Here is a 15365-nt window from a genome sequence, read left to right on the forward strand (position 1 = left end):
TGAAGTAACTGGCAGTTTAGTTGAAGAAGGATATGTTAAAATATAGTAAAAACGAAGATGTGAAATGGAGACTCTAATGAACTGCGTTTGTGATAATTATATCGATTTAGATTTACAAAGAAAGGACATTTCAAAGCGAATAAAAGAAAGTAAACTATTAAAGAAACACCTAAAGACCATTGTTAAACCTAAAAATAGTAATGAAAAACTATATCAATGTGATATATGTAATCAATTTTGGCAAGGAAGTTTTGCGTGGAATTTTGGAAATGGAGAGTATTTGTTTAAAGTTCCGTTTACTGAAATGGTTGAATGGGAGAATGAACATTATATAGCACCAGATACAATATTAATATATTTAGCACTTATGGAGCGGTATCTAAAAGAAAATGCCTTTAGAAAATCAAATCAAGTGTGTAAAAAAGAAAATTGTAATAATAAATCACTTGAGGGCGTTAATTTTTGTTTGGAACATCATATTAAATCTCTTCAAAATATCGGGAATTTACCAAAAGAACCTCAAGGGAAACTTTTTCCACCTTATGATGGAGTATTTAACAAATACAAATCACATTTTGATGAGACAATTAGGAGTTTTTGCTGATATATAAATGATCCTGTTTGTTCAACTACTATGAAAGTACAAAACAGTGAAAATCAAAAAAAGACAATGCTAAAGTAGACCCAGCAATTATAATTTTTAAAAAAGCTGAGCCTAAAATTAAACCTCATGTCGCATTATCAGTATTACCACAAAAAACCTACTTTCATTCTCTGTGGTGAAGCGATGATTTTTCGATTCATGGGTGGCTAACGGGTGCTTTAGTTTAGTTGAACAGCAGGGGTTGCTGCAGCAGCTTCTTTCTTATTCCACGGGGCAGGATAGTTTAACAAAAATATATTTGATTAGTAAAAATAGAGGTGGTATTGGTTGAAGAGAAGAACAAAAAAGAGATGGCTATACTTTTTAATCGGTATGACTTTATTAATTTATTTTTTTTATTTTCAAAACAATTCAATTGTAACAAGTGAATATAGCATTCGATCAGACAAGCTCCCACAAAATTTTAATGGATATAAAATTGTACAATTATCTGACTTGCACAGTAAGTCTTTTAGGAATAACCAAAGTAACTTAGTTAAAAGAGTGAAAAAGGAAAAACCAGATTTGATTGTATTTACAGGTGATTTAATAGATTCAGAAAAATATGATGAGAAACCTAGTTTAATTTTGATGGGAAAATTGGTTCAAGTTGCTCCAGTTTATTACGTGACAGGAAATCATGAATGGTGGTCTGGAAAATTCAATTCATTAGAGGATAAATTAAATAACATCGGTGTACAAGTGATGAGAAACTCAGCAGAGGAAATTACCAATGGAACTGACAAAATTCAAATTATAGGAATTGATGACCCAGCTAATTTAAAAGAATCTTATTCAGAAAAAGCCACAACGGAAAAAAACATCATTAATTCATTAGAAGGACTCGAAGAAGAAGATAATTTTCAAATTCTATTAGCACATAGACCTGAAATGTTTTCTCTTTATTGTGAATATGAATTTGATGTTGTTTTTTCAGGTCACGCACACGGCGGACAATTTAGAATTCCTTTCATTGGTGGTTTAATTGCTCCAGACCAAGGATTATTTCCTAAGTATACTTCTGGTAAATACAATTCATTGAACACTACATTGATTGTAAATAGAGGACTTGGAAATAGTATTATTCCTTTAAGGATTTTTAATCGTCCAGAAATTGTTTTAGTGACATTAAACTATGTTAAATAAAAATGAAGCTTGTGCGTGATTACACTTAAACTAAAGGGTGCATTACTTGAATAGCCGGCAACCATTGCAGGCTATTTTTGTTATTCAACTAAATGGCAGTTTACTTGAAGAAGGAAACATCTCCAGTCTAATTGTATAATCATAAAAAAGGGGTGATTAGGCTTTGAGAAGCATTCCGAAAAAACAGGAAATATTACTCGATGAAGAAATTGATGAACAAGAGTTTATTAGCATAATTAATAGCTTTTACAAGCAAGATTGTTATATCTATGTGATTATTCCTGAATATGAACAAAACCTATTAAATGAAATTTCAAACGACTTTATTGAAGTTAATAAATTCCTGTTACCACGCACTTTTCCAAGGGAAATGGGTTATATGGGTTATGTAAAGGACAGTCAAAAACGATATATTTACGAATTTTATTTACGGTCTACTACGATAGATTATCTGATTTTTTCCGAGACTGATGTATCAGAACAATTAAGTAAATTAACCAAAAAGAATTTGGACATTTACAAAATGTTTCAATTAAATAAGGTTCCTCATATAACCATTGGTCCCGATAGTCAATGGCTAAATATAGTTGAGTATTGAGTGTTTCTTATTCAACTGAAAGGGTGCAAGAATTAAACAAGGAGTTGCGGTTAAACAGATATTCTTAGAGGAGTTAGAATTATGCTTGAACTTGTTAAAGATATATACTCACCAAGTAAGGCATATAAAGTTGAAATTAATAAACGTTCGAGAGACGGGCTTTTAGAAATTGACGCTTATTTTTGGGATAGTAAATGGGAAACTTGGCTACAAACGTCAACTGGCTTCTCACTTACTGATAACATTGACAGAGCAATGGCAATTGCTAAGGAAAAACTGAGGGTTTGTTCAGGCGAGATAATTGAATAGAATGGGCAAATTGTGAAAAAATTCACTTAAGCTAACGGGTGCAAGAGTTGAAGATCCAGCTGCCAATTTGGTGGCTTTTTTGTTCTTGAACTAAATGGCAGGTTAGCTCAATAAGGAATCAAAATAAGAGAACTTGTAAGCTTCTGAAGAGGTGGACAAATTGTGGTAAGTTATGAATAGTTTGATTTATTTAAACTAAGTAGAAGAATATAAATTGTATGTGATTTTTTGCAAAACCCATACGTCTTATTCTATGGAGGAAATATGCTTAAAGACAATTTTAAAATTAGTAATATTCCCGCAGTTTTATGGGGAGAAAAGAGTGAAAAAATTTTTATTGCAGTACATGGAAATATGTCAAATAAAGAAGATGCAGTGATTCAAATATTAGCTGAAGAAGCCAATCAAAAAGGTTATCAAGTATTAAGCTTTGATTTACCTGAGCATGGAGAAAGAAAAAATGATAATACTCCTTGTAAAGTACAGTTTTGTGTTAGTGAATTATTTATAATTATGAATTACGCAAAAGAACATTGGAAAGAAGTAAGCGTGTTTGCATGTAGTATGGGAGCTTATTTTAGCCTTTTAGCTTATCAAAACGATGTGCTAAAAAAGGCATTATTTTTATCACCGGTATTTAATATGGAACGAATTATCGAAAATATGATGAAATGGTTTAATGTAACACCCGAGCTTTTGCAAAAAGAAATGACTATAGAAACACCTATTGGTCAAAAGTTATATTGGGATTATTTATGCTATGTAAAAGAACATCCTATTAATACATGGAATACTGATACATATATTATGTATGGAGCCAAGGATGAACTGTGCGAATTTGAAACTATTAACTATTTTACAAAAAAATACAGTTGTGAATTAGAAGTCATGGAAGCAGGTGAACATTACTTTCATACTGAAGAACAGTTGAAAGTATTTGAGCAGTGGTTACACAAGCACATCGATTAACAAATTACAATTTATCTAAGAGATTTAGTGAAGAACCTGTTAGAGAAGAATTGTGAATATATAAACTGATATTATATTTGAGAGGAATTATAAATGTGAATTTATTCACTTAAACAAACGGGTGCATTACTTGAATAGCCGGCAACCATTGCAGGCTATTTTTGTTATTCAACTAAATGGCAGTTTAGTGGAAGAAGGATTTTCTAACTCTGTTGAAGAAGTTAGTTAGAGCTACAAAAGTTGATGAGGTGAGTTAGTTAATGTATGAAATTATGCATGACATGAAAACGATCGTGAAAAAGAAACCGTTTAAATATAAATATATTTCAAATGGAAATAAGGAGATTTTTTTTGGAAAATCTAGTTCACCTGTTAAACTAAGTAAAGAACAATATACCAAGTTACTTGATACTTTTAAGGGGCGAACAGTCACAATCGGGACTTCAAGAACAAATCCTCCCAAAGATAGTCTTGGGGAATGGCTAATGAATAATATTACAAAAACAGCTATAGCTTCTTATATTGTTCCAATACTCCTTATGGAAGGTCATGCCTCACTAGTTATGCCAATAGACAGTGGTAAAATTAAATTTAATTTAGTGAAATTTGGAGAGTGTTCAAATTGCGGGGGTACTATGAAGCCGTTAATTCCTTTTGCAGCTTCATTTTTGTGTGCAAGGTGTATTAGAAATTGGTAATCTCATTTACAACTTGGGAGTAAAAATAATCAAAATATAGATTACTACTGAAATTACATATTTGATAAACATTTGTTACTTAACTAAAGGGGTACATTTCTTAAAGAAGGAGAAGTGCCTTTTATGTTGAATTGTAATTTAAAATAAAGGTACATTTAAGCTTATATTTGAAGTTATGGGGGAAAATGTATGAAACTTGTTACATGGAATGCTGCAATGCGATTTAGAGATAAAATCGAAGAGATACTTCCATTCTCAGCTGATATACTAGTAATCCCTGAGTGTGAAGCTCCTGAAAAATGGAGGAAAAGTAACAAAATACAATCAATCAATCAGTTCCTTTGGTTTGGAGACAATCCAAACAAAGGCATTGGAATTATCACATTAAACAATAACTATCAAATAGATATTCATCCATCTTATAATAAGGATTTTCGTTATATAATTCCTTTAATAGTCTCAGGCGACCAAAATTTTAATTTGTTTGCAATTTGGGCACAAAATACAAAAAAAAAATATTACAGTTATATTGGACAAATTTATTTAGCATTAAATCACTATAAATCTTTGCTTAATGCCCCCTGTATTATCGCAGGTGATTGGAACAGTAATAAGATATTTGATTATATCAAAAGAATTGGGACACACTCAGAAGTTGTGGAGTTGCTTAAAAGCTTTGGTATAATGAGTGCCTACCATACCTATTTTAATGAAGAACATGGCGAAGAAACTAAACCAACACACTATTTTAGAAAGGACAAAGATAGGCCATTTCACATTGATTATGTGTTTGCATCTGAGACTCTCCTAAAACAATTAAGCTTTATTGAGGTAGGCTCCTTCGAGGAATGGATTAAGTTAAGTGACCACACTCCAATATATGTGGAAATTAAAAAGTAATTCGTTTCATATTTTTGGTGATTAATGGTAAGCTTTCTTATTAAGCAGACGGGTACGTTCCACAAAGGTTTGGCTGCTTATTAAGGCAGCCTTTTCTTATTGAACTAAAGGGCAGCATTCCTGTAATGAAGAAATATGAGGTTTGAATATAAAAAAGCCCCTTGGTAAGATATGAGTGTCCAAAGCTTAGCGGCAAAAAGGACACAAACATAAATACCAGGAGGCTATTTAAATGAATTATAACCAAAATGAAAAGATTGCTCAAATTACTTCTCAAACATTAATTATAGGTGTTGACATTGCTAAATACAAGCATGTGGCAAGAGCCCAAGATTTTAGAGGTTTAGAAGTTTCGGCACCATTATACTTTGAAAATACAAATTCTAGCTTTAACTGTTTCATAGAGTGGATTAAAAATTTAATGGTTCAAAACAAAATGGATAAAGTGATTGTAGGAATGGAGCCGACAGGTCATTATTGGCTAAATTTAGCTCACTTCCTTAAAGAACAAAATATCAAGTTTGTAGTCGTAAATCCTATGCATGTTAAGAAAAGTAAAGAGTTAGATGATAATTCTCCAACTAAAAATGATGTAAAGGATGCTAGAGTTATTGCACAATTGGTCAAAGACGGGAGATATGCAGAACCGAACATTCCGCAAGGAGTTTATGCAGAACTCCGAGTGGCTCGAAAAATACGTGATCTCCTAGCTGTTGATCTTCAAGCAGTTCAGGGGCAAATTCATAATTGGATAGACCGCTACTTTCCAGAATTCCTTACGGTATTTAAAGCTTGGGAAGGTAAGTCGGCGATCCAATTATTAAAACTAAATTTATTGCCACATGAGCTAGTCATCCTATCGGAACAAGAAATATTAGTACATCTTCGAAAAGCTGTTAAACGTGCAGTGGGACTCAGTAAAATAAAAGAGCTAAAGCAGGTTGCCACCGAGTCTATCGGCATTCGTGAAGGTTCGGATATGGCTAAATTAGAGCTAAGCACGTTAATAGACAAATATGAGCTAATAAAGGAAAAGTTCGAAGAACTGGAATCTAACATAGATAAACTTCTTGAACAAGTTCCAGGCGTTGAACAAATGTTGGCGATTAAGGGAATAGGCAAAGATACGATTGCAGGCTTTTATGCGGAGGTAGGAGACCTAGGCAACTACACCCACCCTAGGCAGATTATCAAATTGGCTGGGCTTAGCCTGAAGGAAAATACATCTGGAAAGCACAAAGGACAAACCAAAATTACAAAAAGAGGAAGGAAGACTCTAAGAGCACTCCTTTTTCGAGTAGCAATGCCTTTAGTCGCTAAAAATACTGCTTTTAAAGCATTACACGAGTATTTTACAAAACGCCCAGATAATCCTTTGAAGAAAATGCAATCGTTAATTGCAATATGTAATAAGCTCATAAGAATTCTGTTTACCATCGGTAAAAAGAAGTGTGAATTTAGTGAAGAACGTATGTTAAGGGACATTCCTCATATGGCGGCATTACAGATAGCAGCTTAAAATTTCTTTTAGTGAAATTCATTAGGTAGTAGTTAAATTGTTTTAGACATTTGAAGCACGGATTAGTCAGTAAATCAACTAAAATACGGGCAAGGACCCTGTCGGGCAGCATGACTGACATCCACCTCATGGAAAGGTTGGACGAAGGAATTTTGGAGCATAGACTCTGTGAGATATGGGAGGGTTGACCTCCATGAGAAATGTGGAGATCCACCAGTGCAACCATACTTTAGCTGGTTATCCAACTTTTGGATAAGGTTGGTTTGGTTAACTATAAGTTTCTTTTTCACTATGCCCCCAAAATTACCCTTTATTACACTATAATTCCAATCCTCAAATAAATTTTAAAACAAACTACTACGAAATATGGAGAAAACAAGAGAAATCGTGAGATTTTCCTTTCTATATAGAGGGAGTTTAGTTTAATAAGCATACTTCTTATTTACAGTAGGAAAAGAAGGTAAATCCAGTTCTATATAGAATAAGTAATGAAAAACCACGGGGGATTAGAATGTCTAATATAAGCTGGGAAGAGTCGTATCTAGGTCAATTACGAAAGCTAATTGATCATAAAAAAATTATACACCCATCCATTCGTGCCATCATTCAGGATGAAAAGGAACGGATTCTCTTCATTGAAAGAAAGGGACAAAATAGATGGGGAATGCCCGCAGGTTCAATGGAACTAGGTGAATCCATTTTTGAAACACTTAAAAGAGAGATAAAAGAAGAAACAGGTATTGACGTTATTGATGCGACGTTAATTGCAATATATTCGGGATCAGATAAATCAATAAAAAATGAATTCGGGGACGAATACCAGATGTTTGAATTTTTATTTAGAGTAGATAAATGGACCGGGACTACCATTAAAGAAACTGATGAAAGTAAAAACGCTGAATTTTTCTCATTAGATAGCATTCCTAAAGGTACAAACCAATTTTGGGACAATCATCAAAAGGAAGTAATTGAAGATTTAAAAAACTTCAATGGGCAACTAATTTTAAAATAGTCCAGATTAATAAATTGGGTATAAGGGGTCACCATATCAAAAAAAGAAAATTGTACGTTTAGACATAATTTAGACACAATTTAACTAACTCTTGTACGTTAATGGTGTTTTTGTCCATCCCCTCGAAAAGGGGGAATAACAAAAAGTATTGTAAAAAACTTATAAACTAAAAGTTTTTGATTACTGTTAAAAATATAGAGTACATTTTATTGTTTAGATTACTTTTTTCGGAATTATAATAAAGGAGAAATTAGACGCATTAGGGATTCCAGTATTCGTTTTTGAATACTACGTTTTTGAAATGATTTCCAGCGAATTTCAGTTGAATGATTAAAGTCCTCTTCAAAATCACGTTTAATATCAAGAACTGTCTTAGATTCATAAAGTACGCTAATAATTTCATAATTTAGTTCAAAGCTACGGACATCCATATTTGCTGTGCCAATTGTTGCAATTTTATCATCTACAAGTACAATTTTAGCGTGCACAAAACCATCTTTATAGCTGTAAATTGAAGCACCGGCTTTTAGAAGTGGTGTGAAGTATGATTGAGATGCTTGATCACTAATGATTCGATCTCTCTTACCTGGATATAGAATGCGGACATCTATTCCAGCCATTGCACTTAAACGTAGTAATGTTAATGTTTCTTGATCCGGGATGAAGTAGGGTGTTGCGATCCAAATTGATTTCTTAGCAGAACCTATAACAGCAAGTAAAGTATTACGAATGTTTGTATCATCTGAACTTGGTCCACCTGCTACAATTTGAACAGCACCTTCTGCATGAGAATTTTCTTTACCTGGGAAGTATTTTGTATTCATAAATTGATTCCAAGAATAAGTATTTAAACCATTAGTGGCATAGAGCCAATCCTCAAGGAATATTGCTTGTAATTTGTACAATGCTTTTCCTTCTATTCTTAAGTGGCTGTCACGCCAAATAGGAAATTTTTTAGAACGACCAAGATATTCATCGCCAACATTGAGCCCACCTGTAAAACCAATCTCTCCATCTACAATGACAATTTTACGATGGTTACGATAATTTACTGTTTCAAGTGGCCATGACGAAAGAATAGGATCAAATGCCACAACCTCAATTCCTACATCTTTCATGGGTTGTAAGAAACGATTTCGTAATGAATTGCTCCCGATTCCATCATAAAGAAAGCGTACAATTATACCAGATTTTGCTTTCTTTATTAATGTATCGCGAATTTTTGTACCAATTTCATCTGCTCGATAAATAAAGTATTGAATATGTATATGATGTGTAGCATTTTCAATAGCTTGTATAATGTTTGTAAATGTTTGATCCCCATTTGTTAAGAGTTTTGTTGTGGTATTATTGGCAACAGGACCGCCACCGAATTTTTGTACAACTTGTGTTAAATAAGTAGAGCGCTCACTTAATGAGGAAGTGAATGATAAATCTAGGCGTTTTCCTTCTAAAATCTCACGGAATAATTTTCTTTGCTCTTCTGAACGATGTAGATGCTTCTTTCTTCTCCAACGACTTCGGCCAAAAAGAGAGTACAAAAGTACACCAACAACAGGAAGAAGTGCTAATACTAAAAACCATGCTAAAGTACTTTGTGGGGAACGGTTTTCGATAAAAATAATGAAGGCAATTCCTACTATTGTGATAGACCATAGTACGTCGACAAAGTTGTATAGTGAGATAATGGATGTATCCAACAGAAAGAGAATGATAGAGACAAGTGTAAATACAAATAATAATTGAACTTTAGGATTTTTCATCTTTATAAAATTCACCTATTCTTTCTTAAATATAGGATTCGTATATGGAAGCTGTAACCTAACATTTCTATTAGGGATAATCATAGGGTTGGTGCTTTAGTCCGTCATATCATTTATATAAAATGTAATGGATTAATAAATTATGGAGTTTCTAAGACTCGTTTCTTCAAGTTTTCGCTAATGTATTGTCCGATAACTGGAATTTTGTGATATTCCAGTTCCTTTTTAATGATGCTGAATAAAGTTGAGCTTATGAAAGCCAAAGAGATACAGGGGAAATCCCTTGTATCTCTTTGGCTATAGATTTACTCTCTCTACACTGACTCAGTAGATAAAGAACTTTTTTGTTTATCTTTCCCTTTGAATACAGCCAGTACCATAATTATAAGAGATACAAGTCCAAGAAACCCCATCGTCTGAACATATGAGCCTATCCTGTATCCTCCAAAGAAGAAGCTGTTACGAAATGCTTCTACACTGTACTTAAAAGGAGTCCAAGAATACAACCAGTGTTTTGTCACATCCGGAAGAAATTCGTGTGCCAGTGATAAGATTGGCATAGAAAAGAAGAAGACTACCATTAATATTGGTACCCCGACACGGCCAATCCAGTTGAGTACTGCACTTTGCAAAAGGAAGAACATGAAGCCAAAGAAAAGTAACAATAAGAAAATTTCTCTTTGATTCGGTATGTTTACATCGAGTATGGTATGAGCAATGAAAAGGGTTAAACTTGCAATTACTATCATGAAAACAGAACCTGCAAGGATCTGTGATAAGACTGATTTTCCTGTAACGCGACCGTTTGTAACCTTTTGGACAGCTATAAATAAGACTAAGGAACTGATAAGAGTAGTAATCCATAAGATTTGTGTCAGCATAATAGGAATATTTCCATTACCTGTATGTGCTTGAACTGGATGAATCAACTCCCTTTTAACAATAAATGGGCTTGCTAATAACTTTGCCTGTTCAGTTGTTAGTGTCATATTTCTTTGTGAAAGCTGAACAAGCAAGGTATTACGGATATTTTCGTTTATCCCTCCAATAAGCTTATCAATCATTTGGCTCGAAACCATTGCGGCATTATAGTTCATTCCTTGATTCACCAAGACTTGCACTTCAGTTTGTTGTCCCTTAGGTGTGGTCAGCGATACAAGTTGTTGGGACATTTCTGGTGGAAACACAATGGCAGCGTAATACTTCTTATCCTTCATCCCTTGCAATACATCTTTTTGCGTTTGTAAGAACGTCCATTTAACTGAGCTTTGCTTATTTTGCAGAATTTGCTCTTTTATTTTATCTCCTAAATTTACACTTCCTTGTCCTGGTAAGTTCACAGCTGTACCCTGTATTACCAGAGCGATCGGCAAGTCTTTTGGTACAGGATTAACAGTTGATCCCATAAAAGCAAAACTAGCGATGATAACAGCAGCCATAATGCCTAACAAGCCACCTAGAACCATCTTTTGTTTGAAAAATTGCTTTACTGTAAGCATTTTAAATTATTCCTCCTAGCATTTATTTAACAAAAAGATAGATAACGAACAATGTGTTGTTTACGATGAGATTATATCGTTTTTGCTACACAATTCAATTTACATTTAAAACATAAATGTAAGATAAGAAACAAAAGGATGAAATCTGTTGTTTCTTATGACACTAACGAACAAGAAGATATAAAATGTTGAAAAAAACGGATCTGCGAATTATTCGGACAAAGAAATTTATATATGATGCTTTTATCAAACTGATAGCGGAAAAGGGATACGATGCTATTACCATTCAAGACATCACAGATGAGGTCCTCATTAATCGGGCAACATTTCACTCACATTATAGGGATAAAGAAGCTATTCTAAATTTTAGATTAGCTTCTTTTTGTAATATTAAACTAAGTTTAATACAGTTACTTTTTCACGTGTCATAGATTCAAGGCTCTTATGAATACCTTGTGCTCCCATACCAGAACCTTTTACACCGATGAATGGGAAGTGGTCAGGACCGCGCTCTGTACGTCCGTTAATTTGAACGGAACCAGTGTCAATTTTGTTAGCAATTGCAAATGCTTTATTAATGTCTTTTGTGAAGACACTTGCTTGTAAGCCGAAAGTTGATTTGTTCGCAATTTCAATTGCTTGTTCGTCAGAAGAAACACGGATAATTGGAAGGATTGGGCCGAATGGCTCTTCCCAAGCAACTTTCATTTCTTCTGTTACGTGGTCAATTGATGTTGGGTAAATTAAGTTGCGCTTACGTTTGTTACCGATAACGATTGTTGCACCTTTTTCTGCCGCATCACCAATTAATCCTTGAACGAAATCAGCAGATTTATCGTCGATTAATGGAATGATTGTGCTGTCTTGTTCTGGAGAGCCAACAGATAGTTCAGCTACTTGCTCTTTTAATAAGCCAACAAGCTCGTCCGCTACATCTTCGTGTACAAGTACACGTTTAATAGCTGTACAACGTTGACCTGAGTAAGAGAATGCACCGCTTACGATGTGTTTTGCAGCTTTTTGTAAGTCAGCATCTTCACGAATAATACCAGGGTCTTTACCACCAAGTTCTAATACAAGTGGAATCATCGCAGCTTTTTTCGCTAAGTGTTTACCTGTATTTGTACCACCTGTGAACGATACCATATTGATGCCAGCATGCTCTACTAAGTAGTCACCAATTACAGAACCGCGTCCTGTAACTACATTTACAAGACCTTTTGGAAGACCTGCTTTCTGAAGTGCCTCAACCATTTTAATACCGCTACTTGCGCCTTGTGTTGCGGGTTTAAAGATAACAGCGTTACCCATAATAAGAGCTGGTGCAAGTTTTGCAGCAGATAAGTTTACTGGGTAGTTATGGCCCATATTCTTTCGCCATCTCGCAAAAAGAAATAGTAGGTTGACTCATGTCGAATAAAGGGTAGTTGCCCAGTGGTCCATATGTTTTGGGTTGCGGAATCCCACCTGTCTGTTCTTCTCTCATTTTTATCCTCCTTCGAAGTTTGAGATATAAAGGAAATTATTTAATATTCAACTTTAATTTTTCACTCATATTCTTTAGTCCAACTTATTAATTGTTTAATTACTTTTTGTTTTAAGCCTTCATCAATCTTCCCTATCTTAAAAATTTCCGAATAGCATAATCCATCGACGGCTAATCTAATAATTGCAGCCTTTATTGGCTCGATCTCATCCTTTTCCATTTCTTCACATAATTCTTGACAATCACTTTGGAACTTGGAAAGAAGAAGTGGGTTAGTAAACAAAGTTGCGATATATGCAGAAACAAGCCCGTTTGATACACCAGTATCGTTTATTGCTGATTCCAAGTAAGCACGATGCCATTTTCCTATGGATTCCGAAGAATTGCTTACTTTATCCCGAACATCCATTAAAAATGCTGCCGAATATTCATCAATCATACCTTTTATAATTGCGTCCTTATTAGGAAAATGATAGAGTAATCCTCCTTTACTGATACCAGCCTGTTTCGCAATAGCTTCTAATGTCAATTTTTCCATCCCATAATTCTCAATAATAAAAGAAGCAGCAGCTAATATTTCTTTACGTTTTGAATTGCTCATCAAAATGACCTCCTTTCTCAGTCAGACATGAGTTATTCACTCACTTTAAATTAACTACACCGTCCAGACGGTATTGTTAATTTAAAATTTTAATTGTTATATATACATATAACATCGATTGGGATATTCTTTCATACGTACCCAATGTTGCTTCAAAATATGGAAGCTGTAATCTGACATTTCTTTTACACTTCCTTATCCTGGTAAGTTCACACCTATATTTTGTATTACCATACCGATTGGCAAGTCTTTTGGTACAGGATCAACAGTTGATCCCATAAAAGCAAAACTAGCGATGATAACAGCAGCCATAATGCCTAACAAGCCACCTAGAACCATCTTTTGTTTAAAAAATTGCTTTACTGTAAGCATTTTAAATTATTCCTCCTAGCATTTATTTAACAAAAAGATAGATAACGAACAACGTGTAGTTTATAATAAAATTATGTTGTTTATAATGTAATTATATCGTTTTTGCTACACAATGCAATTTACATTTAAGACATAAATGTAAGATAAGAAACAAAAGGATGAAATCTGTTGTTTATAATGACAATAACGAACAAGGAGGTATAAGATGTTGAAAAAGGCAGATCTGCGGATTATTCGGACAAAGAAATTTATATATGATGCTTTTATCAAACTGATAGCGGAAAAGGGATACGATGCTATTACCATTCAAGACATTACAGATGAGGCACTCATCAATCGGGCAACATTTTACTCGCATTACAAGGATAAACAAGATTTGTTAACAAAGCTTAGTGAGAATGTACTAGGAGAGTTGACAAGTAAGATGGTCCTATATGCCCATGTGCAGGGAGATCAAATAGATCTTTCGAAATTCGAGGAAATTTTACAATCCATATTTGAGTGTATGGTAAAACATGCAGACTTTTATAAAGCCATGCTTGGACCTCATGGCATTCATGATTTTAACCTACAAATGCAGCAGACTATTATGGATAACCTTGAACAAAATTTCATTGAGCTTAAAATTGAAGACCATGTCTTAGATATTCCAAAGGATATGGTATTGCATTTCATCACTTCCAGTGCTGTTGGGATGGCAATTTGGTGGCTTCAAAATGACATGAAGTATTCACCGAAATATACTGCACAACAATTAGTGAAGCTTATGACGAAAGGACCCTTGTGTGCAGTGGGTTTTACTTTACTTAATGAGGGCTAGAAGGAGCACTGTGCCGGGAAGTGCAAAGTTTTTTTCTAATAAATGTATTAAAAAGAAACACGAAGTTTTTTTACTTCTGTGTTTCCTCAATTTTTCGCTGCTTGATTGCTCAATAAAGAGAACTTTACAAAGAAAGGAATAAAGTATTCTTCTCGTAGTAAACGACTCAGTGGTATCAATGTATATATGACAAACACCTCTACAGAAATTGTTCCGATGGAACAATTACATGATTGGTATTCTTTACGTTGGCAAATCGAAATTTTATTTAAAACGTGGAAATAAGACGGATTTTTTACTTTATAAAAAATAGTCTCTCAATTTTATATATTAATTTATAGTTTGTTTACCTCATATTCTTTCATTATTTTATAGAAAGTATTTTTCTTAAGTTCTAGTAGTTCCATAAATTTAACTCCTGTTATTTCTCTTTTTTTCCACCTTGAATAGGTTTCTTCTATTATATATAATTGTTTTTGACTTAATGATGAGAGGTTAAATTGAGGACGTCCTAAATGTTTTCCTTGAGATTTAGCTACTGCAATCCCTTCCGCTTGTCGTTGCCGAATTTTTTTCCTCTCTTGATCTGCAATATAAGAAAGTAAAGATAAAAACTGATCCTCCATTAATCTTCCCATATCACCCATCTCACGAAACTTTCGGCTATCAAACAATGTTTCATTTTCTAAAACAACAATATCAGCTTGTAATTCCCTTGTTATGTATTTCCATTCCGAAATTACTTCATCATAATTACGTCCCATACGATCTAAAGCATCTATGTAAACAATATCACATGTACTTAATATTTTTCGTAATAATTGATACTGAGGACGATCAAAATGTCGTCCACTTGCTTTATCGACAAAAATACGTCGAGCTTCCACTCCACGTTCCATCATCTTATGTAATTGACGTTGTACATTTTGATCTTTTTTACTTACACGTATATATCCATAAATATTTGCCAAGTTTTGTATTCTCCTTGTATTTGTTACCACAATTATATCATTTTGTTTATAAAGGTACT

16 protein-coding genes and 3 pseudogenes are annotated in these 15365 nt (G+C 33.8%); 12 read left to right on the plus strand and 7 right to left on the minus strand.

Going from position 1 to position 15365, the window contains the following annotated elements; translation table 11 throughout:
• Nucleotides 1-76: 76 nt before the first annotated feature.
• The 9 genes from QNH20_RS12390 to QNH20_RS12430 all read left to right on the plus strand — a co-directional run bounded on the left by QNH20_RS12390 (nucleotide 77) and on the right by QNH20_RS12430 (nucleotide 7794).
• The gene (locus tag QNH20_RS12390; protein WP_283923177.1) at nucleotides 77-604 is read left to right on the plus strand and encodes a hypothetical protein; all 528 of its coding nucleotides are present in this window, start codon (nucleotides 77-79) and stop codon (nucleotides 602-604) included.
• A 372-nt stretch (nucleotides 605-976) separates the two neighbouring features.
• Nucleotides 977-1789 carry a metallophosphoesterase gene (locus tag QNH20_RS12395; RefSeq protein ID WP_481858101.1) on the plus strand — a complete coding sequence of 271 codons (813 nt, stop codon included), beginning with the start codon at nucleotides 977-979 and terminating at the stop codon, nucleotides 1787-1789.
• Nucleotides 1790-1952: 163 nt separating this feature from the next.
• The gene (locus QNH20_RS12400; protein WP_283923179.1) at nucleotides 1953-2387 is read left to right on the plus strand and encodes a hypothetical protein; all 435 of its coding nucleotides are present in this window, start codon (nucleotides 1953-1955) and stop codon (nucleotides 2385-2387) included.
• Nucleotides 2388-2468: 81 nt separating this feature from the next.
• Entirely contained in the window at nucleotides 2469-2696 is a 228-nt protein-coding gene (locus tag QNH20_RS12405) for a hypothetical protein (protein ID WP_283923180.1), read from the plus strand.
• Nucleotides 2697-2960: 264 nt separating this feature from the next.
• Nucleotides 2961-3665 (plus strand): alpha/beta hydrolase, encoded by a 705-nt coding sequence (locus QNH20_RS12410; protein WP_283923181.1) that lies wholly within the window; start codon nucleotides 2961-2963, stop codon nucleotides 3663-3665.
• Nucleotides 3666-3925: 260 nt separating this feature from the next.
• The gene (locus QNH20_RS12415; protein WP_283923182.1) at nucleotides 3926-4363 is read left to right on the plus strand and encodes a hypothetical protein; all 438 of its coding nucleotides are present in this window, start codon (nucleotides 3926-3928) and stop codon (nucleotides 4361-4363) included.
• Between the two features lie 189 nt (nucleotides 4364-4552).
• Nucleotides 4553-5263: an endonuclease/exonuclease/phosphatase family protein gene (locus tag QNH20_RS12420; protein ID WP_283923183.1), complete on the plus strand. Its 711-nt coding sequence runs from the start codon at nucleotides 4553-4555 to the stop codon at nucleotides 5261-5263.
• A 232-nt stretch (nucleotides 5264-5495) separates the two neighbouring features.
• Nucleotides 5496-6782 carry an IS110 family RNA-guided transposase gene (locus tag QNH20_RS12425; protein WP_283918668.1) on the plus strand — a complete coding sequence of 429 codons (1287 nt, stop codon included), beginning with the start codon at nucleotides 5496-5498 and terminating at the stop codon, nucleotides 6780-6782.
• A 511-nt stretch (nucleotides 6783-7293) separates the two neighbouring features.
• Complete coding sequence (locus QNH20_RS12430; protein WP_283923184.1) at nucleotides 7294-7794, plus strand: NUDIX domain-containing protein; 501 nt, start codon at nucleotides 7294-7296, stop codon at nucleotides 7792-7794.
• A gap of 233 nt (nucleotides 7795-8027) precedes the next feature.
• Here the strand turns inward: QNH20_RS12430 and QNH20_RS12435 are convergent, their stop codons facing one another.
• Together QNH20_RS12435 and QNH20_RS12440 are read right to left on the minus strand one after the other, a co-directional pair.
• Entirely contained in the window at nucleotides 8028-9557 is a 1530-nt protein-coding gene (locus tag QNH20_RS12435; RefSeq protein ID WP_283923185.1) for a cardiolipin synthase, read from the minus strand.
• Between the two features lie 314 nt (nucleotides 9558-9871).
• Complete coding sequence (locus tag QNH20_RS12440) at nucleotides 9872-11056, minus strand: YhgE/Pip domain-containing protein (protein ID WP_283923186.1); 1185 nt, start codon at nucleotides 11054-11056, stop codon at nucleotides 9872-9874.
• A gap of 185 nt (nucleotides 11057-11241) precedes the next feature.
• Between QNH20_RS12440 and QNH20_RS12445 the strand changes: the two are divergent.
• Nucleotides 11242-11418: pseudogene (locus tag QNH20_RS12445) on the plus strand (TetR/AcrR family transcriptional regulator); the annotation flags it as partial.
• A 28-nt stretch (nucleotides 11419-11446) separates the two neighbouring features.
• Here QNH20_RS12445 and QNH20_RS12450 read toward each other — a convergent pair.
• The 4 genes and pseudogenes from QNH20_RS12450 to QNH20_RS12465 all read right to left on the minus strand — a co-directional run.
• Nucleotides 11447-12415 (minus strand): annotated as a pseudogene (locus QNH20_RS12450) (aldehyde dehydrogenase family protein); the annotation flags it as partial.
• A complete protein-coding gene (locus QNH20_RS12455; RefSeq protein WP_283923187.1) occupies nucleotides 12414-12542 on the minus strand; it encodes a hypothetical protein in 129 nt (42 codons plus the stop codon). The gene QNH20_RS12455 and the pseudogene QNH20_RS12450, both read right to left, overlap by 2 nt.
• A 61-nt stretch (nucleotides 12543-12603) precedes the next feature.
• Nucleotides 12604-13143 carry a TetR/AcrR family transcriptional regulator gene (locus QNH20_RS12460; RefSeq protein WP_283923188.1) on the minus strand — a complete coding sequence of 180 codons (540 nt, stop codon included), beginning with the start codon at nucleotides 13141-13143 and terminating at the stop codon, nucleotides 12604-12606.
• A 195-nt stretch (nucleotides 13144-13338) separates the two neighbouring features.
• The gene (locus QNH20_RS12465; protein WP_283923189.1) at nucleotides 13339-13515 is read right to left on the minus strand and encodes a hypothetical protein; all 177 of its coding nucleotides are present in this window, start codon (nucleotides 13513-13515) and stop codon (nucleotides 13339-13341) included.
• A 205-nt stretch (nucleotides 13516-13720) separates the two neighbouring features.
• Between QNH20_RS12465 and QNH20_RS12470 the strand changes: the two genes are divergently transcribed.
• Entirely contained in the window at nucleotides 13721-14335 is a 615-nt protein-coding gene (locus QNH20_RS12470; protein WP_283923190.1) for a TetR/AcrR family transcriptional regulator, read from the plus strand.
• A 129-nt stretch (nucleotides 14336-14464) separates the two neighbouring features.
• A pseudogene (locus QNH20_RS12475) lies at nucleotides 14465-14617 on the plus strand (transposase); the annotation flags it as partial.
• Nucleotides 14618-14670: 53 nt separating this feature from the next.
• Here QNH20_RS12475 and QNH20_RS12480 read toward each other — a convergent pair.
• Entirely contained in the window at nucleotides 14671-15336 is a 666-nt protein-coding gene (locus QNH20_RS12480; protein ID WP_283923191.1) for a recombinase family protein, read from the minus strand.
• Between the last annotated feature and the right edge of the window lie 29 nt (nucleotides 15337-15365).

The organism is Neobacillus sp. WH10, assembly GCF_030123405.1.
Classification (GTDB): domain Bacteria; phylum Bacillota; class Bacilli; order Bacillales; family Cytobacillaceae; genus Neobacillus.

Excerpts from the sequence above, each read along its gene's own strand:
- QNH20_RS12425 (WP_283918668.1), top strand. The coding sequence starts at position 5,496 with ATGAATTATAACCAAAATGAAAAGATTGCTCAAATTACTTCTCAAACA.
- QNH20_RS12395 (WP_481858101.1), top strand. The coding sequence starts at position 977 with ATGACTTTATTAATTTATTTTTTTTATTTTCAAAACAATTCAATTGTA.
- QNH20_RS12405 (WP_283923180.1), top strand. The coding sequence starts at position 2,469 with ATGCTTGAACTTGTTAAAGATATATACTCACCAAGTAAGGCATATAAA.
- QNH20_RS12420 (WP_283923183.1), top strand. The coding sequence starts at position 4,553 with ATGAAACTTGTTACATGGAATGCTGCAATGCGATTTAGAGATAAAATC.
- QNH20_RS12410 (WP_283923181.1), top strand. The coding sequence starts at position 2,961 with ATGCTTAAAGACAATTTTAAAATTAGTAATATTCCCGCAGTTTTATGG.
- QNH20_RS12455 (WP_283923187.1), bottom strand. The coding sequence starts at position 12,542 with ATGAGAGAAGAACAGACAGGTGGGATTCCGCAACCCAAAACATATGGA.
- QNH20_RS12430 (WP_283923184.1), top strand. The coding sequence starts at position 7,294 with ATGTCTAATATAAGCTGGGAAGAGTCGTATCTAGGTCAATTACGAAAG.
- QNH20_RS12460 (WP_283923188.1), bottom strand. The coding sequence starts at position 13,143 with ATGAGCAATTCAAAACGTAAAGAAATATTAGCTGCTGCTTCTTTTATT.
- QNH20_RS12390 (WP_283923177.1), top strand. The coding sequence starts at position 77 with ATGAACTGCGTTTGTGATAATTATATCGATTTAGATTTACAAAGAAAG.
- QNH20_RS12465 (WP_283923189.1), bottom strand. The coding sequence starts at position 13,515 with ATGCTTACAGTAAAGCAATTTTTTAAACAAAAGATGGTTCTAGGTGGC.
- QNH20_RS12435 (WP_283923185.1), bottom strand. The coding sequence starts at position 9,557 with ATGAAAAATCCTAAAGTTCAATTATTATTTGTATTTACACTTGTCTCT.
- QNH20_RS12470 (WP_283923190.1), top strand. The coding sequence starts at position 13,721 with ATGTTGAAAAAGGCAGATCTGCGGATTATTCGGACAAAGAAATTTATA.
- QNH20_RS12440 (WP_283923186.1), bottom strand. The coding sequence starts at position 11,056 with ATGCTTACAGTAAAGCAATTTTTCAAACAAAAGATGGTTCTAGGTGGC.
- QNH20_RS12415 (WP_283923182.1), top strand. The coding sequence starts at position 3,926 with ATGTATGAAATTATGCATGACATGAAAACGATCGTGAAAAAGAAACCG.